Source organism: Streptomyces griseofuscus, from assembly GCF_014673495.1.
Lineage (GTDB): Bacteria > Actinomycetota > Actinomycetes > Streptomycetales > Streptomycetaceae > Streptomyces > Streptomyces murinus.
Genome location: NZ_CP051006.1, coordinates 1,239,449 through 1,264,860, shown reverse-complemented (window position 1 = coordinate 1,264,860; position 25,412 = coordinate 1,239,449). Strand labels below are relative to the sequence as shown.

Below are 25,412 nucleotides of genomic sequence, written 5' to 3'. Positions count from 1 at the left end.
CGTCACAGCGGCAGTGGATCGATATCGCAGTTGGCCCGCTCCCGCTCTCGGAACTGCACCGTCGCCGGGTGCCGGGTCCCCGAATCCGTCTGGAGGCGAGGGGCGTCGAGGACGCGCTCCATGCGGGTCAGAGTGTCCTCGCGCAGAGGCCCGTACTCAGCGTCCGCGCCGGTCGCGAGGAGGTCCAAGGACAGGTTCGCGGCGCAGGCCAGGGTGGTCGGGTGGTCCTCGCCGAAGGAGGTCCGGCACAGAGCCAGTGTCTCCTCGCCGCGTCGCCGTGCCTCTTCGTACCGGCCCAGGGCGGCCAGGTCGCTGGCCAGGTTGATGGCACAGACGAGCGCCTGGGGATGCCCCACTCCGAGCCGGTCGGTGAGCGAGGTGAGCGCCGCCTCGTCCAGGCGCCGCGCCTCCTCGGGCAGACCAAGCAGCCGCAGGGTGACGGCGAGGTCGACATCCGCGGACAGAACATGCGGGTGGCGGGGGTCGTAGATCTGCCGATACCCCTCGCAGGCCTTGACGCCCCGCGTCCGCGCCGCCTGGAGGTCTCCGTTCTGCCGCAGCGCCACGGCAAGGGCCAGCGCGGAAGCCAGGGACTGCGGGTGGGTCTCGCCGTAACGGCGGGTGAACTGGGCGTGCGCCTCGGTGGCCAACTCCAGCGACCGGGCATGGTCGCCCGCCTTGCGGGAAGCCTCGCTGAGCTGGCGTTTGGCCTCCACCGTGGCGGGGTTGTTTCGACCGAAGACGTTCTCGTAGGCGCTGAGCACGGTCTCTTGAAGGGCGAGCGCTCCGACGTAGTCCCCCGTCTCGCGAGTGTCGATGGCCACGTGGTGCTCGGAGTGGAGGGTCCGCCGGTCCTCTCGGCCGTACAGCCGCAGTTTCAGATCCAGGGTGCGCCGGTCGAGTTCGAGCGCTCCATTGAAGTCCCCGACCAGACGCAGGCTCACACAGAGGTTGTGCGCGATGTTGAGTGTCGTGGGGTCGTCCTCGCCGAAGGCCCGGTGCGCCCGTTCGTACGCGATCCGGTCCAGCTCCGCTCCGGTGGCGAACCTGCCCTCCACCCGGCGTACAGCCGCCTCCAGTTGCAGTGCGTCGAGCGCGTCCTCACGGTTGTCCTCGCCGTCCGCCGGCGCGGTGCGCTCGTACACCTCCCTCAGGTGGCTCACCAGCCTCGCCGCGTCGTCGAAGCGGCCCACCACCCAGTACATGAAGCACAGCCACTGACCCATCAGAAGGGTCTGCTGGTCGTCCTCGCCGAAGATGTCCAGCCAGGACTTCCACGCCTGCTCGGAGAAGTCGAGCGACACCTCGTGATCGCCCCACCAGTACAGGTATTTGGCGATGTTGCTCACCAACTGCCGTACCCAGGGCTGGTCGGACCTGATCGCGCCGGCGGCGATGACGTGGCTGTACAGCTCCGCGTATCGAGGCCAACTCGCGGGATCAACCGGTGCCTTGGGGTCGGCGGCAGCCAGCAGCGTATGCGCCCCGTGCCGCATCCTCGCCTGCTCCTCCGGCGACATACGGTTGTTGAGGACCAGCTGCACCAGGCGGTGCATCTCGATGGAGTTCGTACGGTGGTCGATCCGCGCCAGCGAGTACCGGTTGACCTCTCTTATGGCGCGGGCGAGCCGCATCGGGTCGTTCAGGGCGGCGTCCAGCTCGGGGAAGATGCTGCTGTTGCCGAGGCCGGAGAAGATGGAGCGGGAGATCGGGTCGGGCGCGAAGTAGGAGCACAGCTGGAGCAGCCGCAGGGCCGCGGGGCTGCGGGTCTCCAGGTGGTCCAGGGACACGTTCCAGGCGGCGGCGACGGGGAGTTGGTAGTCCGGCGGCGGTGCCACCTCCAGCAGCTCCATGCGCTTGTTCTCGAACAGCCGCAGGTACTCGGACGCCGGCATCCCGGTCTCGGCCCGCCAGGCCGCGGCCTGTTCGAGGGCCAGCGGCAGATCGCCCAGCGCCTCGGCCAGCGCGTCGGCCTCCTCCTCGCGCAGCGGCGGCCCGGAACGGCGCAGCAGTTCCTTGCTCTCCTCCCGGGTGAACACATCCACTTCGAGGGAGCCGCCCACCTGCCCCCAGCGGCGGTTGCGGGAGGTGACGAGGATGGTGCCGTGGCCGCCCTGCGGGAAGTAGTGGCGCACCTGTTCGGGGTTGTCGGCGTTGTCGAAGATGAGCAGCCAGCGGGAGTACGGCCGGCCCTCCCGCAGCGCCTCGCGCACCGCCGGGCCCGCGATATTGGCCTCGGTGGTGGTCACCAGGCCCAGCCGCTGGGCCAGTTCCACCAGCGCCTGGCCGATCTGTCCGGGCCGCTCGGAGGGGATCCACCACACGATGTCGTACTCGGACTGGTGCCGGTAGGCGTACTCGATCGCGAGCTGGGTCTTGCCGACGCCGCCCATGCCATGGATCGCCTCCGGCAGCACCGTGGTGGTGCCCTCCCGCAGCCGCTGGTCGAGCAGCTCCAGCAGCTCGTCGCGTCCGGTGAAGTTGGGGTTGCGCGGCGGCAGGTTCCCCCAGACGCGCGGCTGTGTGGTGCGCTCTCCCTCCGCGGTTTCCTGAGGCGGTGTCGGCATCGATGAGGCTCCTTCGGAAACGGTCCGGGATTGCGGCCCGGCGGCGGGCCCGTCCGCTTCGGAGACCGAGGCGGTCGGCGCGGATCCCGTGGATGTGCGGCGCGTCTTTTCCAGGGTGAACTTCTCCAGGCTGACTGCGTAGCGCCGATCGTGCCAGCTCAGCACCTTGGCCAGCATCGCGGCGCGCTGGTCGTAGCGCCCCGACAGGGCGCGCAGCGCGGTCAGCTCCACCCGGAGGAAGACGATGTTGCGGCTGTTGACGCCGGGCATCGCCAGCGTGTCCAGCGGTTCGTCGGGAGCGGGCAGCAGGGAACGGGTCGCCTCGTCCCCGGCCAATAACCCCCGGACGTCGTACAGCACCCGGGCGGTCGCGCTGCGGCGGCCCAGTGCCAGCAGTTCCTCGCGGACATCGGGCGCGAAGTCGAACACCACGTCCGTCGGGCCGTCACCGCGTGCCGGTACGGGCCGTACCAGACCGCTCATCAGCAGCTCGGAGACATGCACCGGGCCCGCGTCCGGGGTGGCGGCGACGAGTACCCGGATGACGGGCAGGCTCAGCGGCGCGGCGGCCAGGCGGGTCGCCAGGGTGAACGCCGTCGGGCTGGCCGCGGCCCGGAAATCGGAGACGCGTTCGGCGGCGGGCACCGGGCTGTGCGGATCGGGCACGTCCTGCGCCCAGGGCAGCGCACGCGCCGCGTCGGGCCTGCTCTTCCACTCCCGTGCCTGTACGGCGGCCAGATCCAGCCACTCGGGCTCGGCCCCGGACACCAGCCGGAGCAGCACGGCCGCCCATCGCTCGGACAGTGCCAGCACCGGTACGACGACGGGGGCGGCCGCCTCCGCGTCCCGTCCCTCGTCGTCCCCCGAACCGGCCGGAGCCTCCCGCTCGGTCCAGCTCCAGGCGCTGTTGGCCGCCCAGGGGCGCGGGGAGCGGATCCGCACCCGGTACACGTCGAGCCCGGTGCGGAACCACAGGTGCGGGGGCAGCAGATGGGCCACCGCGACCGGCTGCGCGCGCCCCCATTCGCGCAGCAGCGGATGCACGGTGCCCAGGCGCCAGCCGGTGGCGATGCCGTCGGTCAGTACCAGTACCACCCGGCGTACGCCCGCGTCGGGCGCGCCCAGCGGCTCCTCGGTGCGTGCCTGCGCGGGATCCGTCTCGTCGGTGCCCAGCAGCTGTACCACCCGCACCCGGGTGAACCGCCCGGCCCGCTCCAGCTCCTCGACCAGATCGCCCTGGACGGCTCCGTCCCACACCCGCATCGTGGGATGCGCGTCGACGACGAGCACCGCCTCCACGGGATGCGGCCCGCCCTCCCGGCCGAGCCGGCTCAGCACACGGGCGGCCTCCCGGCGGGCCCGCGCGGCCTTGGCCGGTCGCTGTTCGTCGTCATCGTGCATGGGTGCTCTCAAAGCGCCGTAGTGACGGTGAGAGTGCGGTGGAGTCCCGCAGACTCCAGGCATGCGTGACATCCACGCTCCAAGCCTCGCAGCGTGGGCACCCCCGAAGCAAGGACGCACGGAAGCACGCGGACGGTGTACGCCGCAGCACGGCGGAAGCAGGGTGGCGGACATGGAACGGACGCGGACCGGTGGAATCACGCCGGTGCATGCCGGGCACCCCCACTCACCAGGCGCGGACGGTCGGTGGACACGCGGATCCGGCCGGCCGCCTCACGGCTTCACCGGCACATGCGCGGGCCCCGGTGGCTCGGGCTTGCGCTCCGGATCGTCGAGCAGGATCGCCAGATGGCGCCCCACATGGTTGTCCCACCCCTCCGGCCCCATGGCCAGTGCCTCCTTGCGCCAACGTCCGGTCCGCTCCAGCAGCCCGGCCAGCCCCCGGTCCTGCACGATCTCGGCCACCGCCTCCTTGAAGGCGGGATCCGAGCAGTCGCCGCGGTGCCAGATCATGGCCGGAACTCCCGCCCGCAGGCCCGCCAGATACTCCTGGCGGCTGGTGGCGGAGTCCGTGCCGGGCGGCTCGCTGAGGACCAGGCAGACGGCCTGTTCGTCCTCCTTCAGCTCCCGCTCCAGATGGAAGTGCGAGTGGCCGGGGCGGTTCCAGTAGGAGTGCGTCTCCGCCGGACGCTCCTTCAACTGGCGCCACTTGTTGTGCCAGGGCCGGTGCCACGCGGCCTTGCGCAGGCGTTCGAAGCTGCGGATGAGAACCGTGTAGTCCATGACCAGGGGAGTGGGCGAGGCGGAGTCCGCCTCCTTGTGCCACCACTCGACCGGTTCCCCCAACAGCTCCCACGGAAGGATGAATTCGAGTACGACCGGTTGCCGCAGGTCCGACCAGCGTTCCTCGGTCTGCTCGATGAGCGTGTCCACCTCGGCCGGCAGGTCGTCGCGGTGCAGATGCAGCGTCTCGCCCGGGAGGGGGTGCCAGCTCTCCGCGTCCGACTGGCGCCAGTGGGAGAGGTAGTACCGGTCGGGATCGACGCCGTCCGGCTCGAACTGGATCATCAGATAAGCGGGCATGAGCGAGGCCGGCTGATCGGTGATGCTGTCGTGCTGCCACTCGGCCATCTGGTCCTCGAAGCCCCAGACGCGGGCCTGCGCGCGGTTCCAGCGGCGCAGCCGTTCGGCGGCCTCCCGCAGTCCGTCCTCGGCCAGCTGATCCGCGGCCAGCGACAGAAAGGCCATGCTCACAGGCAGTTCCCGCGCCGCCGAATTGCCGCCGGCCAGGCGTAAGAACACCGCCCAGCCGGTGTCGCACCAGGCGGGCAGCTCCTGGGTGCGGGAGCGGCTGGCCCGGCGCGCCATCGCCGCGAGCGCGGCCGAGGAGCGCAGTTCCATCAGATCGGGGCGCAGCGGGTGCAGATCGGCGCCGTCGAAGAAGTCGACCGCCTCCCACTCGTCCACCAGGCGGCGCAGCGCCAGCACGGTGACGGACTGCTCCTCCACATAGCCGAGGCAGCGCACCAGGCAGGGCAGTCCGTCGGGGATCCGCGCGCACACCTCCACGAGCTGGAGCAGATACGGGCGCAGCGTCCTGTTCTGCAACGGCTCGACGGGCGCGCCCAGTTCCTGGCTCAGCATGGTCACCAGCAGGTCGGCACTGGTCGGGTGCCGCAGGGTGGCCGATTCCTGGAGCACGTCGACGACCTTGGCCACCAATTCGTTGCGAACCCGCGCGGGGTTCCGCCCTTCCACCCCCGTGACCTCCGATCGTCACCTGCCGCCGGTTCTCTCCCACCGGCGGTGCCGACCAGCGTACGACCACCCGTCCCGCCACGTCAGGGTGTCGGGACGGCGGAACGGCCGTACCGCCTCGGCGCCTGCCGTCAGCGCTCTCCCTCTTCTTCGTCCCCCGAGATCAGCACCTTCACATGTGTGCCGTCCGGCGCGACGAGTTTCGGGTGCAGGGCGAGGCGGATCCGGTGGGTGCGCGAGGTCTCCGACTGCCCCTCGGCACCGGCCTCCACCACCCAGAACCGCACCTTGCCGCCCGCGCCGCCCTTGCGGCTCACCACGACATCCGCCTCGACCTCGACGGTCCCGAGCTCGAACCGCACCACTCCGGAGGGACCTTCACTCAGAGCGGTGTTCAGCTCCTGACCCAACTCCCTGATCATTTCCGCCAGTTCGATCACATGGCGATCCTATCGGGATGGGTCACCCCCGTGGAAGGTGAATGGGCGTCAGGTCATGGACCGCGACGTGGTGGCGGTCGGCCTGAATCAGCCGCCGGAGACGCGGACCGCCCAGGTCCGCACCCTTCTGCTCTCTCTTCACGTGATCGCGCGAAGTAGTACGACTAACCGGCGTCCCCGGTGTCACGAGGACCAGCGATGGTGGCATATACCGGCCGAATGATTGACAAGCCATAACTCACCTGTTTTTCCCCGCGTTTACCTCCGTGCGGGCGAGTGCCCGCGCCTGATTCTGGAAGGCAGGGAACCGATGAAACGGGTTACCCGAAACGGTGTGATCGCCCTCGCGGCCGCCTCGGGCGCGATCGCTGTGGCGGGGCCGGTGTACGCCGACTCCACGGCGGACGGCGCCGCGGTCGGCTCGCCGGGGCTGATCTCCGGCAACGGGATCCAGCTCCCGGTGCACATCCCGGTGAACGTGTGCGGGGACACGGTGAACGTGGTGGGGCTCCTCAACCCCGCGATGGGCAACAGCTGCGCCAACACGGGCGGCGGCAGCGCCACCAGGGGCGGCTCTGCCAACGGGGGCGGGTCCACGGCCGCCTCGGCGGAGAAGGGCTCGCCGGGCGCGGTGTCGGGTAACGGCATCCAGCTGCCGATCGATCTGCCGGTGAACATCAGCGGCGACAGCGTCAACGTGGTGGGGCTTCTCAACCCCGTCTTCGGCAACCACTCCGAGAACACGTCGAGCACCCACGGCACCCAGCCGGTGACCCCGCCACGGGTCACCCCGCCGGCGCACACCACGCCCCCGGCGCACCCGCAGGTGCCGCCCGCGCGCACGGCCCCCGAGCCGCCCGCGGCCGTGCACCGGCCGACGGGCACCCTCGCCCACACCGGCGCCGACGGCACCCTGGCGGCCGCCTTCGCGGGCGCCGCCTCGCTGGTCGGCGGCGCGGCCCTGTACCGGCGCTTCCGCGCGGGCGCCACGCGCTGATCCACAGCGCTCGACACAGGGAAGGCCCCGTGGGACACGTCCCACGGGGCCTTCCCGTCAGCGCTGGGGGCGATCGTCAGACGGTGGTCCTGCTGTCCCGCCGCGACACCGCGAGGAACGCCACGAACGCCACGATCGCCACGGTCCACGACAGCGTGACCGGGCCGAGGCCCCAGCCGAGACCGCCCCGCGCGATCGGATCGGCCATCCAGTCCGCGAGGGACGCGCCGAGCGGGCGCGTGATGACGTACGCCGCCCAGAACGCGGTCACCGCGCCGAGGACGCCGCCGCGGTGGGCGAGGGCCGGGACCGCGATGGCCACCGCGAACAGGACGGCCGAGCCCAGGTAACCGAGGCCGATGCTCGCGGTGAGATCGCCCGCCGCGGTGCCCAGGGCGAAGGTGGCGAGCACGGCCGCCCAGTAGAAGCTCTCACGGCGCCGGGTGCGCACGGTGTGGATCGACAGGGTGCGCTCGCTCGCGTACCAGAGCGCGAAGACGGCCGCGAGGGCGATGAGGAAGAACGGGGTGGACAGGGTGTACGGCACACCGAGGCCGACATGGAGCACGTCCGCGGCCATGGTGCCGAACACGCTGACCATGACGATGGCCGTCCAGTAGATCCACGCCACGTACCGGCGGACGGTGAACTGGAGCACGAGCGCGGCGACGAACGCGAGACCGCCGAGGCCGACCGCGGGGATCGGGCCCAGCACCTTGGCGAGCAGATCGGAGGCGGTCTCGCCCATACCGGTGGTGAGGACCTTGACGATCCAGAAGTAGACGGTGACCTCCGGCACCTTGCTCGCGCTCTCCCGCAGACGCGCGCGTAGGGGGCCCTGCGGCCGGTGATCGAGGACGTGCTCTGTGCTCATGCCCCGCACCCTCGCACGCGCGAGGGGCCCGCCCCCAGCCCCCTTTGCCATTGCTTTTGTCGCTTCTCGTGCGGCTGTTGTCCGCCTCTTACCGAATCCAAGGGCAATCGGTCAGCCGTCGGCCGGGGACGTACCGAAGTTCGTGCCCGTGAAATCGCGCCCCTGGATCACCGGTGCCGAGAACGTGCCGCCCGAGATGGAGTTGTGGACGTCCCCGCCGGTCAGGGAGATCCGCCGGGCCGCCTCGTCCCAGCGCCGCAGCCGCTCCTCGAACTCCGCGTCGGCGGCGGCCCGCCGGTGCAGTACGGCGCTCAGTGCCCGCGCCGCCGCCGCGTCACCCGGATCCCGGGCCAGCCTGGCCAGCTCCGCCTCCCCCGAACCCTCCGACACGGACCCCTCCGGCGCGGACCCCTCGGGCGCCGATCCCTCCGGTACCACCGCGCCGCCGCGCCGGAACGGGCGTCGTACCAACTCCCCGAGCCCGGTCCACGCCTGGCGGCCCAGCTCCCCGCCGGCCCCTCCCGCCAGAGCCGTCAGCAACCCCATCGACACCGGATCCATGCGCGACACCCCCCGTCCCGTCCCGTCCTTCTGGCCCCTCCACTGTGCGGGCCGCGCGCGCCGCCTTCAAGAGCGCCACGAAGCGCCAGGGTGGCCGGGAATGACCGGCTGCCGCATACGGCATGCCGTCTCAGGGGTAGAGCCCGGTGACAGATGAATATGACAACGGGCGGGGGAGAAACGGATGGGAGCGGCGGAAGAGGGCGGTCGGGACGGCGGGGTCGGCAACAGCATCGCGAGCGGTACCTTCTCGGGACCGGTGGTCCAGGCCCGTGACGTCCATGTGCACATGCCGGCGAACGCGCCCCTGCCGGTGCCCCGGCAACTCCTCCCGGTGCCGCATCACTTCACCGACCGGATCGATGAACTCGCGGAACTCGACGACCTGTTGACCAGCGCGGACGACCCGGGAGCCGGACCCCCGCTGATCGTGGTCAACGGCCCGGCCGGGATCGGCAAGACCGCGCTGGTCTCCCGCTGGCTGCGCACCCGGGAAGCGGCCTTCCCCGACGGCCAGTTGTACGCCGACCTGTACGGCCACGCCGCCGAGGGACCCGCGGACCCGGCGGAGGTGCTCGGACAGTTCCTGCGGGCCCTCGGGGTCGCCGCCCCGCCCGCCGGACTGGCCGAACAGGCCTCGCTGTGGCGGACGGTGACGGCGCGGCTCCGGGTCGCCGTCATGCTGGACAGCGCTTTCACCGCGGCACAGATCCGGCCGTTGCTGCCCGGCGGCTCCGGCGCCCTCGTGGTCGTGACCAGCCGGCGGCGGCTGACCGGACTGCGCCTGGACGGAGCCGCGTTCTTCCGGCTGGCCGCGCTCGATCCCGCCGCCGGCCTCGAACTGCTCACCCGCGGTGTCGGCGCGGAACGCGTGGCGGGCGAACGCACCGCCGTGGAACAGGTCGTGGAGCTGTGCGCCGGGGTTCCCCTGGCGGTGTGCCTGGCGGCCGCCCGCCTCGCCGCCCGCCCCCGGCAGCCCATCGCCGCCCTGGCGGATTCCCTGGCGCCGGACGCCGACCGGCTGGCCGCACTGGAAGTGGAAGGGGAGATCACGGTGAGCAAGGCACTGGACGCGTCGTACGCGGTGCTTGATCCGCGGGCCGCCCGTCTCTACCGCACGCTGGGCACGCTCCCCGTGCCCACCTTCGACACCCGCACCGCCGCGGCCGGCTGCGCCGAGAGCGAGCAGTGGGCGGAACGCCGGCTCGACGAACTGATCGAGGCCAACCTGGTCGAGGACATCGGCCCCGACACCTTCCGCTTCCACGATCTCGTCCGGGTCCACGCCCGCTCCTGCGCCGAGATCCACGACGGTGAGGACGCCCGGACGGAGGCGCTGAGACGGGTCGCCGACTGGTATCTGCGGACGACCACCGCCGCCGAACAGCTCATCACCCCGGCCCAGTTCACCCTCCCGAGAACCTACGCCCACCCGTCCTCGCTGCCCGCGCCGTTCACGGCGGAGAAGGGCGCGCTGGACTGGCTCGACGCCCACCGCCATCACCTCATGGCCCTGCTGCGCACCGCCGCCGGACGGGGCTGGTACGCCACCGCCTGGCAACTGGTCGACGCCATGTGGCCGTTGTTCCTCCGGCTGCGCTACTACGACCTGTGGGCCGAGGCGCACACCATCGGTCTGGCGGCCGCCCGTGCCGACGGGCATGCCGAGGCCGAACGCCAGATGCTCAACTCGGGCGCCATCGGCCTCTCCGCAGCCGGCCGCGTCGAAGAGGCCGCCGACTGGTACACCCGGTCCCTGGAAGCCGCCCGCGCCGCGGGTGACGTCCGCGACGAAGGGCAGGCCCAACTCGGGCTCGGCGGCTGCCGTATGGCCGCCGGCCGGCTGGAGGAGGCCGTGCGCCATCTGGACCTCGCCGTACGGGTCTGGGAGGAGTGCGGCTATCGCCGGGGTGTCGCGCTCGCCGGGATCTCGCTCGGCGAGACCGCCCTGCGCCGAGGCGACCCGGACACGGCGATCCCGCTCTTCGAGGAGGCCCGGCGGATCCTGATCGAGGTGGCCGACCCGCACGACGCGACCCGGGCCCTGGCCTTCCTCGGCCGCGCCCATGCCCAGGGCGGCGAACACGCCCTGGGCGCCACTGAGTTGACCGAGGCGCTGGAGGCGTTCCGTGCCTCGGGCGCCCTGCACTGGCAGGCCCGCACCCTGGAGATGCTGGGGCGCGGCGCGCAGGAGCAGGGCGCCGACAGCCAGGCCCGCGGGTACCTGGCCGAGGCACGCTCCCTCTACGAGGTCACCAGCCCCGCCGACGCGCGCCGCCTGGAGTGAGCACACGCCCCCGCCGCCGTACGACCTCCCGCGGCGGCCTGCCGCAGGGGTCGTACATACGCCAACTCGGCGAGCGTACGGCCCTCGACCAGCCACGCGTGCAGACAGGACGCCAGCAGCGGCTGGTCGGGGCCGACCGCCTCCGCCACGACCCGCGGCCCGCCGCCCCGCCCGCGGGCGGCCGAGCCCGCGAGGGTCAGCCAGCCGCCCCCGGACAGGGGCACCGCGGCGAGCGCGCACGACGGATGGCGCGCCGCCACCCCGGTCAGCCAGTGCAGTGCCGACGCCGGCGGCCGCGGCCGTACCCCGTACAGCACATCGGCACAGGCCAGCCGGCGGTTCTCGGGGGCCGCCTCGGCGTTCACGGCGCAGTGCTCGTCGCCCTCCGGCAACGCCCTTGCCCCCGCCCGGACCTGCCCCGCCTCGGCGATCACCTCCGCCCCGGATCCCACCGCCCCCATGCGCACCCGCAGCAGCGGCCCCGTCCAGTGAACGGGCCCGGACTCCTCCGCTCCCGGGGACAGCAGCCGTACGACGACCAGGCCGCTCATGCCGGCACCTCCTGCCCCGCCGTCGGCCAGGCGCTCAGCGGCGGCGGCGCCGGGAGCTGGGCCGTGACCGGCGGATGGGCGGGCTGTCCGAGCCCGAGGGTCCGGTACAGCAGGCGCCGCATATTGCGGTGGAAGCGCCCCGGCTCCGAGGTGATCCGCGCGCTGATCTCCGTGTACTCCTCGCGCCGGTACTCCGCGGCCGCGTACCGGAGTTGGTCGACCAGCGGATGCACCGGCGACAGCGCGGGCGCGGTCAGGGCGAGCGTGGCGGCCGGGGAAGCGGGGTTGATGTCCCCCGCGGGTGAGGAGGCGAGCAGGATCGGTGCCGGGGTGAGCGTCCCGTACAGGGTGACCGAGCCATGGTCGCCGATGATCCAGTCCGCGGCGATCAGCACACTGCGCCACTCCGCCTCCGGCGGCAGCAGCGAGATGCCCAGCCGGGCGCAGCGCCGCAGCCAGGACCGCACCTGCCAGGCGCCGTGCCCCGACCAAACGTTCGGGTGGGCGAGGACGACACAGCGGTACTCGTCGGCGGGCAGCTCGGACAGCAGCCGGGGCAGCAGCGACTCGAACCGGCCGAACGAGGACCGCGCGCCCCAGGTGGAGGCGACCACCACCAGTTTCTGCGAGCCGCGCAGCCCGAGGGCCGCGCGGTAGCGCTCACGCAGCGGCAGGCTGACGGACATCCGGTCGTACACCGGATCCCCGACGACATGGGCGAGCGGCACCGCCTCCGGGCACTGGCGGGCCAGTTCCGCCAGGTCGGCGTGGTGCGGCATGACCAGCGCCGCCGGTAACTTCCCGCCGGGCGCGAGGTCCGTGCGGCGCAGCCCGGCCACCCCGGGCTCGGTGGCCGACGGGACGAGTTTGAGATACGCGGCGCCGTGCGGCAGCGTGATCAGCGGCGCCGACAGCCGCTCGACGCCCTTCGGACCCGCCGCCACCGCCACGTCGAAGGGCAGCCGGACCGCCTCCTCCCACGGCAGCACCGCACAGCCGAGCCGCTCCAGGAAGCGCGGCACCTCGTCGCCGAAGACGTGCGGCGGCGCCGTGAACGCCACCTGGACCCGGAAGTCGTCGTCGACCAGCGACAGGATGTCGACCAGTCGTTTCGCATAGGTGATCGTGTGCGCGACGGTCAGGACCGTCCTGCGGCCGACCAGTGTCCGCCATTCCCTGCCGGTGGCCGATGGATCGGCCTGTGAACCCAATGCCGACACGATGTACCCCCGATGTCTCTCGCGAGTCGCCCCTGCGGGCCGTTGCCCAGGCTCTGCCCGGGCTCACGGACGAAAGCCTTGCGGCGACCTTGCAGAAACCTGGCAGGGGCACGGGGGCGGACGCGATCCGGTGCCGGGCGCGGAGTGCCCCGCCCCGGCACCGGACCGGGGTCAGAACACCAGGCCCACGTGGGCCAGCGCCTGCTTCAGCAGCGCGCCGTGGCCGCCCGGCATCTCGCTCTGGAGCACCTCCGACGCCGCCTCCTGGGGGCTGAACCAGACCAGGTCCAGGGCGTCCTGGCGGGGCCGGCAGTCACCGGTGACCGGGACGACATAGGCGAGGGACACCGCGTGCTGGCGCGGGTCGTGGTACGGGGTGATGCCCACCGTCGGGAAGTACTCGGCCACGGTGAAGGGCTGGAGCGAGGCGGGGATCCGGGGCAGGGCCACCGGGCCGAGGTCCTTCTCCAGATGGCGCAGCAACGCGTCGCGGACCCGCTCGTGGTGCAGCACCCGCCCGGAGACCAGGGTCCGGCTGACCGTTCCGTCCGGGCCGATCCGCAACAGCAGTCCGATGCTGGTGACTTCGCCGCTGTCGTCGACCCGCACGGGCACGGCCTCGACGTACAGGATCGGCATCCGGGCCCTGGCCATCTCCAGCTCGTCCGAGGTCAGCCAGCCGGGCGTGGTATCGGTCATGTCAGACATTGCTTGATCATACTTTCCGGGTGGGGCGGCCGCGGGGGTCACGGACCGGTTCGGATACGGGTGGTCCATAGAGCCGGCGAGCGTTGTCGCGGCCCGTCCAGGACGCGATCCGCAGGGCGTCGGACAGGGACAGCTCATCGGCCTCCACACGACGTCGCAGCAACTCGGCGAGGCCCTGACGAAAACACAGGGCGCCCAGGTGATGGAACTCCGCCACACCATAGGCATCCGAGCTGTACAGCAGTTTGCGGAACGGGGTGATCTCCAGGGCCTCCGCCAGCACCACCCCTGCCCGGGCGGGGCCGGTGTGATGCAGGGCGAGCCCCACATCCAGGTACACCCGCTCGAACACCGCGGCCAGATAGGCGGCCTGGCGGTGATAGGGCCAGCAGTGCAGCAGCAGCACGGGGACGGTGCCGGCGATCCGGTGCAGCCAGTCGGTGAGCAGCGCGGGATCGGCCCGGTGCAGCCGCACGTCCGCGTCCCCGAAACCGGTGTGCAACTGGAGCGGCAGGCCCAAGTCGACCGCGGTCCACAGCAGTTGCCGTACCAGGACCGGGTCCGCGAGGCGGCCGCCCGCGGTGAGCCAGCGCCGCGCCGCCACGGTCACCTCGGCGTCCGAGGGCCGCTCCGGATCGAGGGCGAACCCGGTGCGATAGGCGGCCACCGATTTCACCGCCACCACACCCGGCCGCCGCACCGCCTCCTCGGCCGCCGCGCGGAAGGCGGCCGCGTACTCGCCCGCCTCCACACCCCGCGCCGCCACCTCCTCGGCGATCCGCTCCAGACGTACGACCTCGTACGCGGCGGCACCGGACGCCTGCGCCAACTCGGCGGGCGAGGTGAGCGGTTGCGGGGAATGGCCGGTGTCCACGCAGTACGCCCCGACCCCGGCCGCCGTCAGGAACCGCCGGTTCACCTCCCGCCACCCCAGCTCCGCGCGCCGGGCCACATACACGTCCGGCGGCGCGTGCCGGGGCAGGTCCAGCAGGGGCGCGCAGTGCCGTCGTACGGCGATGCCCACCGGCGTGTCGAAGGGGGAGACGCCGGGCCACGCCTCGCCCTCGGTGAGCAGCGACTCGAACCCGTCGAAGGACAGGTCGGCCACCGTCGCGCCATGGCAGTGGTGGTCCACCAACTCCAGTGCGGCCAGAGCCTCGTGGACCGGACCGGCGGACACCATGGTCAGTACGCCCAGCGGTAGGCCGCCGCCACCCGCTCGTCGTCCAGCCCCTCGACGGCGGCCGCCTCACCGAGCCGTACGGCGCTCACCGCGTCCGCGAGGACCGGGCCGAGCGCGGCCCGCAGCACCTCGTCCGCGCGGAACTCCGTCACCGCCTCGGCCAGTGTGGCCGGCAGCCGTCGTACGCCGAGCTTCGCCGCCGCCTCCGCGTCGTAGCGCGCCGGGTCGCCGGTGATCTCCTCCGGCAGCGGGCGCTTCGCCGCGAGTCCGTCGAGTCCCGCGGCGATCAGACAGCCGAGGGTCAGATAGGGATTGGCGGCCAGGTCGACGGGTTTCACCTCCAGGTTGGCCTCCTGCCGCTGCCGGCCCGCGCTGCCGGTGACCAGCCGCAGCGCCGCCTCCCGGGTCTCGCGGCCCCACGCGGTGAAGACGCCCGCCCACTGGGAGGGCCGCAGCCGCAGATAGCTGGCCGGGCTGGGCGCGTTGATCGCGGTCAGCGCGGGCAGATGCGCGAGGATCCCGGCCGCGAAGGACTCCGCGTCGGGCGTCAGTCCGTACCGGCGCTCGCCGCCCGCGTGCAGATTGCCGCCGTCGCGCCAGCAGGACAGATGCACATGGCCGCCGTTGCCGACGCTCCCCGCGAGGACGGCTGGGGAGAACGACACCCGCAGCCCGTGCCGCTGGGCGAGGGCCCGGATCGTCTGGCGCACCAGCACATTGCGGTCGGCCGCCGCGACCGGGTCGAGGGCGCCCGCCGACAGCTCGAACTGCCCGGCCGCGTACTCGGGATGGACCTGGTCGACGTCCACGCCCTGGGCGTCGAGCGCGGCCAGCAGATCGGCGAGGAAGTCGCCCAGCTCCACCTGGCGGATCGCGCCGTACGCCGGTCCGGACACCGCGGGCACGAACTCCCCGGCGGGCGCGGAGCCGAGCCCGAGGGCCCACTCGATCTCGAACGCCGCCTTGAAGGTGAGCCCGTACCGCTCGGCCGCCTCGGTGACCACGCGGCGCAGGAAGGTGCGGGCGCAGCCGGGGTGCCGCTCGCCCTCCTGGGTGATCCGGTCCACCGGCGCCCACGCCCAGCCGGGCTGCCCGGCCAGCGCCACCAGCTGGTCCAGGTCGGGGTAGAGCCGCAGATCGCCGTCGGGGGAGCCGAGCACATCGGTGCTGACGATCGAGTCGTCGGCCAGGAAGGTGTCGAACACCGGGGACATCCCGACGCCCCAGGAGACGGCGGCCTCCAGCCGGGCCGTGGGGACGGCCTTCACCCGGGTGACGCCCGCCGTGTCCACATACGCCAGGACGATGCCGCGCACGTCCTGCGCGGCCAGGGTGGTGGTGAGGGCGGCGACCCGCCGCAGATCGGACGGACGGCCGCCGGGCACGGGGTCGGCGAGAGTGGTCATACGTGTCCTTTGCGGGCGGGGCCCGGTGGGGGCGGTCGGTTCAGGTGGGGGAGTGTCCTCGGGGCCGCTTCCCGAGGGGCGCGCCGATGTCCGCCGCGCGGGCGTCAGCGCTTCACGGCGACCGCGCCGAACTGCGGGACCGGCGCGGCGCCCGGCTCGGCACGCCACTGGGAGCAGGGCACCAGGCCCGGCTCCACCAGGTCGAGGCCGTCGACGTCATCGAGGAAGGAGGCGATCTCGGCGCGGCTGCGGGCAGTGATCGGCGGGGTGGCGTGGGCGTTCCAGAACTCCATCGCGGCGACATTGCCCGCGCCGCCCACCTCGGCGTCGGTGGTGGGGTGGGTGAGCACCAGATGGCTGCCGGAGGGCAACGCCGCCATCAGGCGCCGCACGATGTCGAGGGCCTCGCCGGTGTCCAGGACGAAGTTGAGGATGCCCAGCATCATCAGCGCGACCGGCCGCTCCAGGTCGAGCGTGTCGGCGGCGCGCCGCAGGATGGTGTCCGGGTCGTGCACATCGGCGTCCACATAGTCCGTGACGCCCTCGGGGGAGCTGGTGAGCAGCGAGCGGGCGTGCACCAGCACGATCGGATCGTTGTCGACGTACACGACCCGGGACTCGGGGGCGAGGCGCTGCGCGATCTCATGGGTGTTCTCCACGGTCGGCAGTCCGGTGCCCACGTCCAGGAACTGCCGTATGCCCTGCCCGGCGGCGAGGAAGCGCACGGCGCGCGCGAGGAACTCCCGGTCCGCGCGGGCCACCTCCCGGATCACCGGGAACATCCCGGCGACATGCTCGCCGACCCGCTGGTCGACCTCGTAGTTGTCGCGGCCGCCGATCCAGTAGTTCCAGACCCGTGCGTTGTGCGCCACGGAGGTGTCCAGCCGCGCTCCCGTGGTCACAGCGTCACCGTCGGTCACGTCCTTCGCCCCTCTTTCGTGCGGGTGCCCGCCGTCATTGTGCCGCCGGGTGATCGCCCTGTCCCGGGAACCGCGCACGGTCGGCGGTTCGGGGTGGCTCGGGGACGTTCTTACCCATGAGGGACACTGGACGAGTACCCTGACCCCGGCCGGAAGCAGGACATGCCCGCCATACCCACGCCCCTCCTCGACGTACCCGGCCTCCCGGCGGGCCCCGCGGACATCCGGCTGATCGTCACCGACATGGACGGCACCCTGCTGGACGCCCACCAGCGGATCCCGGCCGGCCTGTGGCCGATGCTCGCCGAACTGCGCGGGCGCGGGGTGCTGTTCAGCCCCGCGAGCGGCCGCCAGTACGCCACGCTGGCCCGGCAGTTCGCGGAGGTCGCCGAGGGCATGGTCTTCATCGCCGAGAACGGCACCTATGTGGTCCGCGACGGCGTCGAACTCAGCTCCGACCCGCTGGAGCGCGCGACCGCGGCCGGGGTAGCGCAGGCGGTACGGCGGCTCAACGCGGCCGGCGGCGACGCGGGCGCCGTGGTCTGCGGCAAGCGCGCGGCCTATGTGGAGCGGACCGACGAGGCGTTCCTCGCCGAGGTGCGCCGCTACTACGTCGAGCACCGCGTCGTCGACGACGTCACCGCGGTGGACGACGACTTCATCAAGGTCGCGGTCTTCGACTTCCACTCCGCCGAACGCTCCGCCGCCCCGGCGCTCGCCCCCTTCGCCGGCACCCACCAGGTCGTGGTCTCGGGCGAGCACTGGGTCGACGTCATGACGCGCACCGCCAACAAGGGCACCGCGCTGCGCGCCCTCCAGCGGACCCTGGGCATCACCCCGGCCCAGACCATGGTCTTCGGCGACTACCTCAACGACCTGGAGATGATGGACGCGGCGGAATGGTCCTTCGCCATGTCCAACGCCCACCCGGACGTCATCGCGCGCGCCCGCCATCTGGCCCCATCCAACGACGAGAACGGCGTCCTGCGGACGATCTCCCGGGTCCTCGGACTGTAAGCCGCCGGGGGCCCGGCGGCTCAGCTCGCCGGTTCGCGGACCACCGCGCCGTACCAAGTCCCTTGGAGAAGGCGCCCACTTCGTCCTGGGAGCGGTCACCGAGGAACCAGTCGTACACACGCGGCGGATGCGGCCGAGTGGTGTCGATGTACGGCGTGCTCGGCCCGGTCCCCGTCAGTGCCGCCCTCCGCTCGAAACGAACGCAGGGCAGCCCGGCACGATCACGCGGCGCGCTGGAGGCAGTCCTCGGCCACGTCCTTGTCGAGTGCCGCCCGCACCAACGCGGCGGCCAGTACGGCCGGTTCGGTGTCCCCGGCCAGCTCGGTCAGCTTCTGCGGGTCCTTCGGCAGACCGAGCCGGTCCGCGCCGTCGAGGGCCTTGCCGTCCAGATAGGGGCCGACTTCCGGCCAGACGCGCTGCGCCTCGCGCAGGAAGATGTCCGCGCCGGCCGGACCGACCCCCGGCTCCTCCTGGAGCAGCCGCTTCAGCTCCCCGGTGTCGCCGCCCGCCTCCTCGTGCAGCCGGCGCAGGTCGCCGCCCCAGCGCTCGTCCAACAGCTCGGCGCCGTCGCCGAGTTGGGTCGCGGTCCGCTCGTCATAGCGCCGATAGCCGCCCCGGCCCAGCGCGTCGACGCGCCGCTGCCAGTCCGCGTCGGCCATCCGGCGCGGGGTGTCCAGCCGGTCCTCGTGCAGGGCGCGGGCGGCGGCCACCGCCACCGAGGCCCGGATCCGGGCGCTCAGCAGCAGCGACAGCACCAGCAGCCGGTACAGCGGCTGCGGGGTGTCCGCCAGCCGGATCCCCGCCTCCTCGGCGTAGGTCCGCCCGTACGCGGACACCAGCTCCCGTACGACGCGTTCGTCCCGGTTCATCGCGTCACTCCCTCGCCGGTGGTACCCCCGCCGCCGCTACGGCTTGAGCGGATCGTGGCCCAGCGTCATCAGCCGGTGCCGCCGCCGGGTGTCGTCCGGGCGCTCCGGTTCCGGCTCGTCGTCCATGTCCACCAGATCATCGACGGTGTCCACGACCTTGTACATCACGCGGACGTCGTCGTCGGTGAGATCGGTGCGGCGCTTCTGGAGGATCGCGAGGACATGCCGGCCGGTCGCGCTGCCGGCCTCGTCGGGCAGCGGCTCCGAGCGCTCCTCGGCGTCGCGGACCCTGAGCCAGGCCGCGAGCTCCGCCGAGGTCATGTTCACCACGCGGTGAAAGTCCTCCCACAGCGCCTCGGTCTCCAGGGCGTCGGCCATGGGGCTCCCCTTTCGCTCCGGGACGGGTGTCAGTGCGACTGGTTCTCCGCCGCGAACATCCACCGCTCCTTCTCCAGGTCCGCGGTGATCGAGATCAGCAGGTCCTGCGTCACCGGATCGGCCTCCTCGGTGGCCGTGATCCGCTCGCGCAGCCGCCCGATGGCCGCTTCCAGGGTCGAGACCATCAGCTCGACCACCTCGGTGTCCCGCAGCCAGCCGTCCTTGGTCCCGGGCAGCGCGAAGGTCGCCGCGATCGTCTCCGGCCGGCCGTCCGGCGAGACGCCCAGCGCGGCGGCGCGCTCGGCGACCGTGTCGGAGTGGGCGCGGGCGGTCGCCACCACCTCGTCCAGCTGGAGATGGATCGAGCGGAACCGGGGACCCACGATGTTCCAGTGCGCCTGCTTCCCGACCAGCGACAGACCCAGCAGATCCACCAGGGTGTCCTGGAGCGCGGGCGCGGTGACGCCGAGGGCCTTCTCGGACAGCGTGCTCTTCACCACGGTCATGGTGCCTACGTCCCCTTTCAACAGTGTCGTACGTCTTGCACAAGCGACGTACGATCTCGTCCGAAAGGGCGGGTGCCCCGCGTTCGGGGGCGCAAACAGCCCTGCTCAGCGGGTTGCCGTCGGGTCTCGGTGGCCGGGCTCAGCGGGGCAGCGCCCGGTCCAGGAACCGCGTCACCTCCGCGAACGCCTCCTCCTTCACGGTCTCGTGGAACACCTCGTGCCGCGCCCCGGGGAAGATCCGCTCGGTGAGGTCGCCGCCGGTGAGACCGCCGCCGGCGAGCCGCTCGACACCGGGGCGGCTGCCGGTCAGCGGCACCAGCCGGTCGTCGTCCCCGTGCAGCCACAGCACCGGCAGCCCGGCCACGTCACCGCCCGCGGCGACGGCGTCCAGGGTCCGCGTGAACGCCCGGAGGGTGGGCCGCTTCATCGGCCCGTGCCAGACCAGCGGATCGGCGGCGTACGCGGCGCCCACCGCCGGATCGCGGGAGAGCGCGCCCGGACTGATCGGTGTGTCCGGGATCTCCGGCAGCGCCAGCAGCCGCCCCGGCAGCTCCCAGGTGCCGATCACCGGCCCGGACAGGATCAGCGCGGCCAGTTCCGGGTGGTGCAGCTGCGCGTAGCGGGCCGCGATCAGCCCGCCCATGGAGTGGCCGACCAGGACCAGCGGCAGCCCCGGATGCGCGGCGCGGGCGAGATCGGCCGCGCCGCGCACATCGGCGACCACGTCCTCGAAGTCCTCGATCAGCACCCGCTCACCGGCCGAGCGCCCGTGCCCCATGTGGTCGGGCGCGTACACGGCGGCCCCGTGCCCGGTGAGGACGGCGGCGAGCCCGTCGTACCGGCCCGCGTGCTCGCCGTACCCGTGCACCAGCAGGGCGAGGAAGCGGGGCGTGGGATGCTCCCACTCGCGGACGGCGAGTTCGCCGCGGGTGCCGCCGACGACGTGCGCGCGAACGTGGGGCATCTCTCCTCCAACTGCCTCGGTACGGTTCGGGAGGATCTTCCCAGGGGGGCGCTCCTGGGTCTATAGTCCAAAACTAGCAGTGCTAATTAAGAGCTTTTCCGGTCCGCTGATCCACACCGTCGTAGGTCAGGAGTCGAAGCCGTGCGTCCCGTCCACTTCGCGGCAGCCCGCCGTACCCCCATCGGCAAGCTGCGTGGCGCCCTCTCGTCCGTCCGGCCCGACGATCTCGCGGCGGCCGTCATCCGCCGACTGGTCGCCGAGGTGCCCACGCTCGACCCCGCCCGCATCGACGACGTCTACTGGGGCGCCGCCAACCAGGCCGGCGAGGACAACCGCAATGTCGCCCGGATGGCGGCCCTGCTCGCAGGGCTGCCCGAGTCCGTGCCCGGCGCCACCGTCAACCGGCTGTGCGCCTCCGGCCTCGAAGCCGTCACCACGGCCGCCCGCACCATCGCGGCGGGCGAGGCCGACATCGTGATCGCGGGCGGCTCCGAGTCCATGAGCCGCGCCCCCTTCGTGCTGCCCCGCCCCGACGAGGCCCTGCCGCACCGCATGGAGACCTTCGACACCCGGCTCGGCTGGCGCCTGACCAACCCCGCCATGAAGGACCTGCACGGCGTGCTCGCCATGGGCGAGACCGCCGAGGAGGTCGCCACCCGGCACGGCATCTCCCGTGAACGGCAGGACGAGTTCGCGCTGCGCAGCCACCAACTCGCCGCCGCCGCCCGCAAGAACGGCCTGTTCGCGGACGAGATCCTGCCCGTCGAACGCCCCGACGGCATCGTGGTCGAACAGGACGAGTGCATCCGCGAGGACACCTCCCTGGAGAAGCTGGCCCGCCTCAAGCCGGTCTACCGCGCGGGCGGCACGGTCACCGCGGGCAACACCTCGCCGATGAACGACGGCGCCGCCGGTCTGCTCCTGGTCAGCGAGGAAGCCCTCGGCGAACTGGGCCTTGAGTCCCTCGGCCGGTATGTCGCCGGTGCCTCCGCGGGCGTCCACCCCGACGTCATGGGCATCGGACCGGTGCCCGCCACCCGCAAGGTGCTCGCGCGGGCCGGCTGGGAGGTCGGCGACCTCCAGGAGGCCGAGTTCAACGAGGCGTTCGCCGCCCAGGTCCTCGCCTGCGTCGACCAGCTCGGCATCGACCCCGGCCTGATCAACCCCACCGGCGGCGCCCTCGCCCTCGGCCACCCCCTCGGTTCCTCCGGCGCCCGCATCCTGACCACCCTGCTCCACCGCATGCGCCGCACCGGCGCCGAGCGCGGTCTCGCCACCATGTGCGTGGGCGTGGGCCAGGGCAGTGCGGTGCTGGTCGAGAGGCACTAGGACCTCTCTTTCGGGTCAGGTCGGCCGAGAGTGACCCTGAGCAACCGTCCGACGCGGGAATCCCTCTGGTGACGAGGAGGGATTCCCGCGGAGGGAACGACCGTACGACCGGTTCGGCGTGCCGAGCCTCAGCAAGGAAACGGAGCCGCACTCCATGGCAACCCTGTCCGTCGCCGCCATCCTGGCCGAGAACGCCAGGCGCCGCCCCGCCAAGACCGCACTCGTGGAAGGGGAGCGGCGGCTGAGCTTCGGCGACGCGTGGCAGGCGGCGCTGGCCCAGGCGGGCGCGCTCACCGGCCTCGGCGTCCGACCGGGCGACCGGGTCGCCCTCATGGCCCCGAACACCACGGAGTTCCCGCTCGCCTACTACGCCGTCGCCGCGGCCGGCGGTGTCGTCGTCCCCGTCCATCTGCTGCTGTCCCCGGGCGAGATCGAGCACGTCCTCAAGGACAGCGGCGCCACCCTGCTCCTCGTCCACCCGGCGCAGGCCGTCGCGGGCCGGGCCGCGGCCGACGCCCTCGGCGTCCGTGTGGTCACTCTGGGCGCGGAGTTCGACGCCCTCGCCGCCGCGGCCGAGCCGCCGTCGACGTACGCCACCCGGGCCGCCGACGACCCGGCCGTGATCCTCTACACCAGCGGCACTACCGGCGTCCCCAAGGGCGCCGTGCTCAGCCACTTCAACCTGGTGATGAACGCGACCGTCTGCGCCTTCGACGCCAACGACGTCCGCCCCGACGACATCGCCCTCGGCGCGCTGCCCCTCTTCCACGCGTTCGGGCAGACCGTCTCGCTCAACTCCACCTGGCGGGCGGGCGCCACGCTGGTGCTGCTGCCCCGGTTCGACGCGGCCCGCGCGATCGAGCTGATGGTGAAGGAGAAGATCAACACCTTCCACGGCGTGCCCACCATGTTCGTGGCGCTCGCGGCGGCCGCGGCGGCCGCCGATGTGCTGCCCGAGCTGCGGGTGTGCATCTCCGGCGGCGCCTCGCTGCCCGTCGCCGTCCTCGAACGCTTCGAGGCCGCGTTCGGCGCGCGGATCTACGAGGGGTACGGCCTGTCGGAGACCTCGCCGACGGCCACCGTCAACCAGCCGGACTTCGGCACCCGGGCCGGCACCATCGGCCATCCGCTGTGGGGCGTCGACGCGGAGATCGCGCGCGCCGAGGTGGAGGGCCGCATCGAACTGCTGCCGCCCGGCGAGCTGGGCGAGGTCGTCATCCGCGGCCACAACGTCTTCTCCGGCTACCTCGGCCGCCCGGAGGCCACCGCCGAGGCCCTGGTCGACGGCTGGTTCCGCACCGGCGACCTCGGCACCAAGGACGAGCAGGGCTTCCTCACCATCGTCGACCGCAAGAAGGACGTCATCATCCGCGGCGGCTACAACGTCTACCCGCGCGAGGTCGAGGAGGTCCTGGTACGCCACCCCGGTATCGCCCAGGTCGCCGTCATCGGCCTGCCCGACGAGCTGCACGGCGAGGAGGTCTGCGCGATCGTCGTCCCGGCACCGGACGGCGGCCTCGACGCCACCGCCGTCATCGAGTGGTCCAAGGAGCACCTGGGCCGCCACAAGTACCCGCGGCGCGTGGAGTTCGCCGAGGAACTGCCGCTCGGCCCGAGCATGAAGGTGCTCAAGCGGGAGCTGCGGACGCGGTACGCGGGCTGACGGTACGGGGCCCCGTGCCCGGGACCGGTGCGCGCACATAGCATCGGTCCCCGCATGAACATGATGACGCTCTGGCACATATCCGGCTGGGAGTTCGCCGCCCTCGCCCTCGCGGCCCTGCTCGTGGGCTTCTCCAAGACCGCGGTGAGCGGCGCCAACACGATCAGCCTCGCCGTGTTCGCGGCGATCCTGCCCGCCCGCGCCTCCACCGGCATCCTGCTGCCCCTCCTGATCGCCGGGGACGTGCTGGCCGTCCTCACCTACCGGCGGCACGCCCACTGGCCCACCCTGTGGCGGCTGTTCCCGGCCGTCGCGGTCGGCGTGGTGATCGGCACGCTGTTCCTGATGTGGGCCGACGACGGGATCGTACGGACCTCGATCGGCGCGATCCTGCTGCTGATGACCGGCGTCACCCTGTGGCGCCGGCGCCGGGAGAGCGAGGGCGCGGACGACGCGCCGGACGCGGTGACGACCTCCGCGGGCCGCCTGAAGGCCCGCTCCTACGGCGTACTCGGCGGATTCACCACGATGGTCGCCAACGCGGGCGGCCCGGTGATGTCCATGTACCTCCTCTCCGCGGGCTTCCGGAAACTCGGCTTCCTCGGCACCTCGGCCTTCTTCTTCCTCATCGTCAACGTCTCCAAGGTCCCCTTCAGCGCCGCTCTCGGCCTGATCGACACCCGCTCCCTGCTCCTCGATGCCACGCTGGTGCTCTTCGTCGCCCCCGGCGCCCTGCTCGGCCGCTGGGCCGTGCACCGGATCAACCAGCGGCTCTTCGACCGGCTGGTGATCGCGGCGACGGTGGTGGGCGGACTCCAGCTTCTGGTGGGCTAGCCCTCCGCGGCCTTCTCGCCCGGTGCGTCGAGCAGGGCCAGGTCCTCCTCGGTCAGCCGCAGGGCTCCGGCGGCGATGTTCTCCGTGAGGTGGGCCGGATCGGTGGTGCCGGGGATGGCCAGCACATGCGGACCGCGGTGGAGGGTCCAGGCGAGCCGGACCTGGGCAGGCGTGGCGTCATGGGCGCGAGCGACGGAACGGACCCGTGCGTCGCTCTCCCGGCCCGCGCTCGCCTCGCGGCGCAGACCGGAGACGGCGAAGAACGGGACGAAGGCGATGCCCCGCTCCCCGCACAGGCCCACAAGACCGCTCTCGTCGGCGCGGCGCCAGTCCAGGCCGTAGGAGTTCTGCACACAGACCACGGGCGCGATCGCCAGGGCCTCGGTCACATGCTCCGGGCGGACGTTCGAGAGCCCGAGGTGCCGGATCAGGCCGGCCCGGCGCAACTCGGCCAGGACGCCGAAGTGTTCGGCGATCGACTCCATGCCGGGGCCGTTGCGGCGCAGGTTCACCACGTCCAGCTGGTCCCGGCCGAGCTGGCGCAGATTCTCCTCGACCTGGCCGCGCAGCTGGTCGGGGCGGGCCATGGGCTGCCACTCACCACCGGCGTCGCGCCCGGGCCCGACCTTGGTCGCCACGACCACCTCGCCGCCCCAGCCGGCGAGGGCGCGGTTGATCAGCTCGTTCGCGGACCGCAGCGGCGAGAAGTAGAAGGCGGCCGTGTCGATGTGGTCGACCCCCAGCTCGAACGCGCGGTGCAGCAGGGCGACGGCGGCGGCACGGTCGATCGGCGCGCCGTCGGAGTTCCCCATCATTCCGTTGCCGGTCAGCCGCATCGCGCCGTAGCCGACGCGGTTCACCTCCAGGTCGCCGAGCGTCCATGTACCTGCCGCCGCCGCTGTGTTCACCCTGCTCCTCGGGCCGTGTACTGATCAGGCCCTGGAGTATGAGGTGTCCGCGGCCCCCCGCGACAGGGCGA

General features: G+C 72.5%; 22 protein-coding genes. 6 read left to right on the top strand and 16 right to left on the bottom strand.

Going from position 1 to position 25,412, the window contains the following annotated elements:
* Window positions 1–2: 2 nt before the first annotated feature.
* The 3 genes from fxsT to HEP81_RS05545 all read right to left on the bottom strand — a co-directional run bounded on the left by fxsT (window position 3) and on the right by HEP81_RS05545 (window position 6,166).
* Window positions 3–3,968 (bottom strand): FxSxx-COOH system tetratricopeptide repeat protein, encoded by a 3,966-nt coding sequence (gene fxsT / locus HEP81_RS05555; protein ID WP_051850261.1) that lies wholly within the window; start codon window positions 3,966–3,968, stop codon window positions 3–5.
* A 273-nt stretch (window positions 3,969–4,241) separates the two neighbouring features.
* Window positions 4,242–5,687 carry a VMAP-C domain-containing protein gene (locus HEP81_RS05550; protein WP_037657384.1) on the bottom strand — a complete coding sequence of 482 codons (1,446 nt, stop codon included), beginning with the start codon at window positions 5,685–5,687 and terminating at the stop codon, window positions 4,242–4,244.
* Between the two features lie 170 nt (window positions 5,688–5,857).
* Window positions 5,858–6,166, bottom strand: coding sequence for a trypco2 family protein (locus tag HEP81_RS05545; protein WP_037657382.1), 309 nt, complete (start codon window positions 6,164–6,166; stop codon window positions 5,858–5,860).
* Between the two features lie 334 nt (window positions 6,167–6,500).
* On the opposite strand from HEP81_RS05545, the gene HEP81_RS05540 reads away from it, so the two are divergent.
* Window positions 6,501–7,163: a chaplin gene (locus HEP81_RS05540; protein ID WP_037657380.1), complete on the top strand. Its 663-nt coding sequence runs from the start codon at window positions 6,501–6,503 to the stop codon at window positions 7,161–7,163.
* A gap of 76 nt (window positions 7,164–7,239) precedes the next feature.
* On the opposite strand, the gene HEP81_RS05535 is transcribed toward HEP81_RS05540, so the two are convergent.
* Both HEP81_RS05535 and HEP81_RS05530 read right to left on the bottom strand, forming a co-directional pair.
* A complete protein-coding gene (locus HEP81_RS05535; RefSeq protein WP_037657378.1) occupies window positions 7,240–8,037 on the bottom strand; it encodes a COG4705 family protein in 798 nt (265 codons plus the stop codon).
* A gap of 111 nt (window positions 8,038–8,148) precedes the next feature.
* Window positions 8,149–8,598, bottom strand: a complete 450-nt coding sequence (locus HEP81_RS05530) for a hypothetical protein (protein ID WP_037657376.1) — start codon at window positions 8,596–8,598, stop codon at window positions 8,149–8,151.
* A 184-nt stretch (window positions 8,599–8,782) separates the two neighbouring features.
* Here HEP81_RS05530 and HEP81_RS05525 point away from each other — a divergent pair, with 184 nt between their 5' ends.
* Entirely contained in the window at window positions 8,783–10,885 is a 2,103-nt protein-coding gene (locus HEP81_RS05525; RefSeq protein WP_078967441.1) for a tetratricopeptide repeat protein, read from the top strand.
* Here the strand turns inward: HEP81_RS05525 and HEP81_RS05520 are convergent.
* The 6 genes from HEP81_RS05520 to HEP81_RS05495 form a co-directional block, all read right to left on the bottom strand.
* Window positions 10,843–11,436 carry a hypothetical protein gene (locus HEP81_RS05520; protein WP_051850260.1) on the bottom strand — a complete coding sequence of 198 codons (594 nt, stop codon included), beginning with the start codon at window positions 11,434–11,436 and terminating at the stop codon, window positions 10,843–10,845. The genes HEP81_RS05525 and HEP81_RS05520 overlap by 43 nt on opposite strands.
* The gene (locus HEP81_RS05515; protein WP_172624589.1) at window positions 11,433–12,656 is read right to left on the bottom strand and encodes a hypothetical protein; all 1,224 of its coding nucleotides are present in this window, start codon (window positions 12,654–12,656) and stop codon (window positions 11,433–11,435) included. Before HEP81_RS05515 ends, HEP81_RS05520 begins: the two co-directional genes overlap by 4 nt.
* A gap of 171 nt (window positions 12,657–12,827) precedes the next feature.
* Window positions 12,828–13,355: an NUDIX hydrolase family protein gene (locus HEP81_RS05510; protein ID WP_037657374.1), complete on the bottom strand. Its 528-nt coding sequence runs from the start codon at window positions 13,353–13,355 to the stop codon at window positions 12,828–12,830.
* Between the two features lie 16 nt (window positions 13,356–13,371).
* The gene (locus HEP81_RS05505; protein WP_037657371.1) at window positions 13,372–14,547 is read right to left on the bottom strand and encodes an amidohydrolase family protein; all 1,176 of its coding nucleotides are present in this window, start codon (window positions 14,545–14,547) and stop codon (window positions 13,372–13,374) included.
* Window positions 14,548–14,549: 2 nt separating this feature from the next.
* Window positions 14,550–15,953 carry a type I glutamate--ammonia ligase gene (locus HEP81_RS05500; RefSeq protein WP_037657369.1) on the bottom strand — a complete coding sequence of 468 codons (1,404 nt, stop codon included), beginning with the start codon at window positions 15,951–15,953 and terminating at the stop codon, window positions 14,550–14,552.
* A gap of 104 nt (window positions 15,954–16,057) precedes the next feature.
* On the bottom strand, window positions 16,058–16,855 hold the full coding sequence (locus tag HEP81_RS05495; protein WP_397729457.1) for an SAM-dependent methyltransferase: 798 nt from the start codon (window positions 16,853–16,855) through the stop codon (window positions 16,058–16,060).
* Between the two features lie 180 nt (window positions 16,856–17,035).
* On the opposite strand from HEP81_RS05495, the gene HEP81_RS05490 reads away from it, so the two are divergent.
* The gene (locus tag HEP81_RS05490; protein WP_037657366.1) at window positions 17,036–17,890 is read left to right on the top strand and encodes a Cof-type HAD-IIB family hydrolase; all 855 of its coding nucleotides are present in this window, start codon (window positions 17,036–17,038) and stop codon (window positions 17,888–17,890) included.
* Window positions 17,891–18,111: 221 nt separating this feature from the next.
* On the opposite strand, the gene HEP81_RS05485 is transcribed toward HEP81_RS05490, so the two are convergent.
* The 4 genes from HEP81_RS05485 to HEP81_RS05470 form a co-directional block, all read right to left on the bottom strand.
* Window positions 18,112–18,759 (bottom strand): endonuclease, encoded by a 648-nt coding sequence (locus HEP81_RS05485; RefSeq protein WP_037657364.1) that lies wholly within the window; start codon window positions 18,757–18,759, stop codon window positions 18,112–18,114.
* Between the two features lie 36 nt (window positions 18,760–18,795).
* A complete protein-coding gene (locus HEP81_RS05480; RefSeq protein ID WP_037657362.1) occupies window positions 18,796–19,137 on the bottom strand; it encodes a DUF3140 domain-containing protein in 342 nt (113 codons plus the stop codon).
* Between the two features lie 29 nt (window positions 19,138–19,166).
* Complete coding sequence (locus HEP81_RS05475; protein WP_037657360.1) at window positions 19,167–19,643, bottom strand: Dps family protein; 477 nt, start codon at window positions 19,641–19,643, stop codon at window positions 19,167–19,169.
* 139 nt (window positions 19,644–19,782) lie between these two features.
* Complete coding sequence (locus HEP81_RS05470) at window positions 19,783–20,607, bottom strand: alpha/beta hydrolase (protein WP_037657358.1); 825 nt, start codon at window positions 20,605–20,607, stop codon at window positions 19,783–19,785.
* A gap of 141 nt (window positions 20,608–20,748) precedes the next feature.
* Between HEP81_RS05470 and HEP81_RS05465 the strand changes: the two genes are divergently transcribed.
* From HEP81_RS05465 to HEP81_RS05455, 3 genes are all read left to right on the top strand, one after another.
* Entirely contained in the window at window positions 20,749–21,936 is a 1,188-nt protein-coding gene (locus tag HEP81_RS05465; protein ID WP_037657357.1) for a thiolase family protein, read from the top strand.
* Window positions 21,937–22,090: 154 nt separating this feature from the next.
* Window positions 22,091–23,599, top strand: a complete 1,509-nt coding sequence (locus HEP81_RS05460; protein WP_037657356.1) for a long-chain-fatty-acid--CoA ligase — start codon at window positions 22,091–22,093, stop codon at window positions 23,597–23,599.
* Window positions 23,600–23,653: 54 nt separating this feature from the next.
* A complete protein-coding gene (locus HEP81_RS05455; protein ID WP_093680009.1) occupies window positions 23,654–24,433 on the top strand; it encodes a sulfite exporter TauE/SafE family protein in 780 nt (259 codons plus the stop codon).
* On the opposite strand, the gene HEP81_RS05450 is transcribed toward HEP81_RS05455, so the two are convergent.
* Window positions 24,430–25,341 (bottom strand): aldo/keto reductase, encoded by a 912-nt coding sequence (locus HEP81_RS05450; protein WP_037657351.1) that lies wholly within the window; start codon window positions 25,339–25,341, stop codon window positions 24,430–24,432. The genes HEP81_RS05455 and HEP81_RS05450 overlap by 4 nt on opposite strands.
* Window positions 25,342–25,412 lie beyond the last annotated feature (71 nt).

What these genes read in the sequence shown, in the direction of transcription:
- HEP81_RS05490 (WP_037657366.1), top strand. Translation starts at nt 17,036, where the DNA reads ATGCCCGCCATACCCACGCCCCTCCTCGACGTACCCGGCCTCCCGGCG.
- HEP81_RS05520 (WP_051850260.1), bottom strand. Translation starts at nt 11,436, where the DNA reads ATGAGCGGCCTGGTCGTCGTACGGCTGCTGTCCCCGGGAGCGGAGGAG.
- HEP81_RS05535 (WP_037657378.1), bottom strand. Translation starts at nt 8,037, where the DNA reads ATGAGCACAGAGCACGTCCTCGATCACCGGCCGCAGGGCCCCCTACGC.
- HEP81_RS05485 (WP_037657364.1), bottom strand. Translation starts at nt 18,759, where the DNA reads ATGAACCGGGACGAACGCGTCGTACGGGAGCTGGTGTCCGCGTACGGG.
- HEP81_RS05470 (WP_037657358.1), bottom strand. Translation starts at nt 20,607, where the DNA reads ATGCCCCACGTTCGCGCGCACGTCGTCGGCGGCACCCGCGGCGAACTC.
- HEP81_RS05475 (WP_037657360.1), bottom strand. Translation starts at nt 19,643, where the DNA reads ATGACCGTGGTGAAGAGCACGCTGTCCGAGAAGGCCCTCGGCGTCACC.
- HEP81_RS05505 (WP_037657371.1), bottom strand. Translation starts at nt 14,547, where the DNA reads ATGGTGTCCGCCGGTCCGGTCCACGAGGCTCTGGCCGCACTGGAGTTG.
- fxsT (WP_051850261.1), bottom strand. Translation starts at nt 3,968, where the DNA reads ATGCACGATGACGACGAACAGCGACCGGCCAAGGCCGCGCGGGCCCGC.
- HEP81_RS05500 (WP_037657369.1), bottom strand. Translation starts at nt 15,953, where the DNA reads ATGACCACTCTCGCCGACCCCGTGCCCGGCGGCCGTCCGTCCGATCTG.
- HEP81_RS05460 (WP_037657356.1), top strand. Translation starts at nt 22,091, where the DNA reads ATGGCAACCCTGTCCGTCGCCGCCATCCTGGCCGAGAACGCCAGGCGC.
- HEP81_RS05510 (WP_037657374.1), bottom strand. Translation starts at nt 13,355, where the DNA reads ATGACCGATACCACGCCCGGCTGGCTGACCTCGGACGAGCTGGAGATG.
- HEP81_RS05455 (WP_093680009.1), top strand. Translation starts at nt 23,654, where the DNA reads ATGAACATGATGACGCTCTGGCACATATCCGGCTGGGAGTTCGCCGCC.
- HEP81_RS05525 (WP_078967441.1), top strand. Translation starts at nt 8,783, where the DNA reads ATGGGAGCGGCGGAAGAGGGCGGTCGGGACGGCGGGGTCGGCAACAGC.
- HEP81_RS05480 (WP_037657362.1), bottom strand. Translation starts at nt 19,137, where the DNA reads ATGGCCGACGCCCTGGAGACCGAGGCGCTGTGGGAGGACTTTCACCGC.
- HEP81_RS05530 (WP_037657376.1), bottom strand. Translation starts at nt 8,598, where the DNA reads ATGGATCCGGTGTCGATGGGGTTGCTGACGGCTCTGGCGGGAGGGGCC.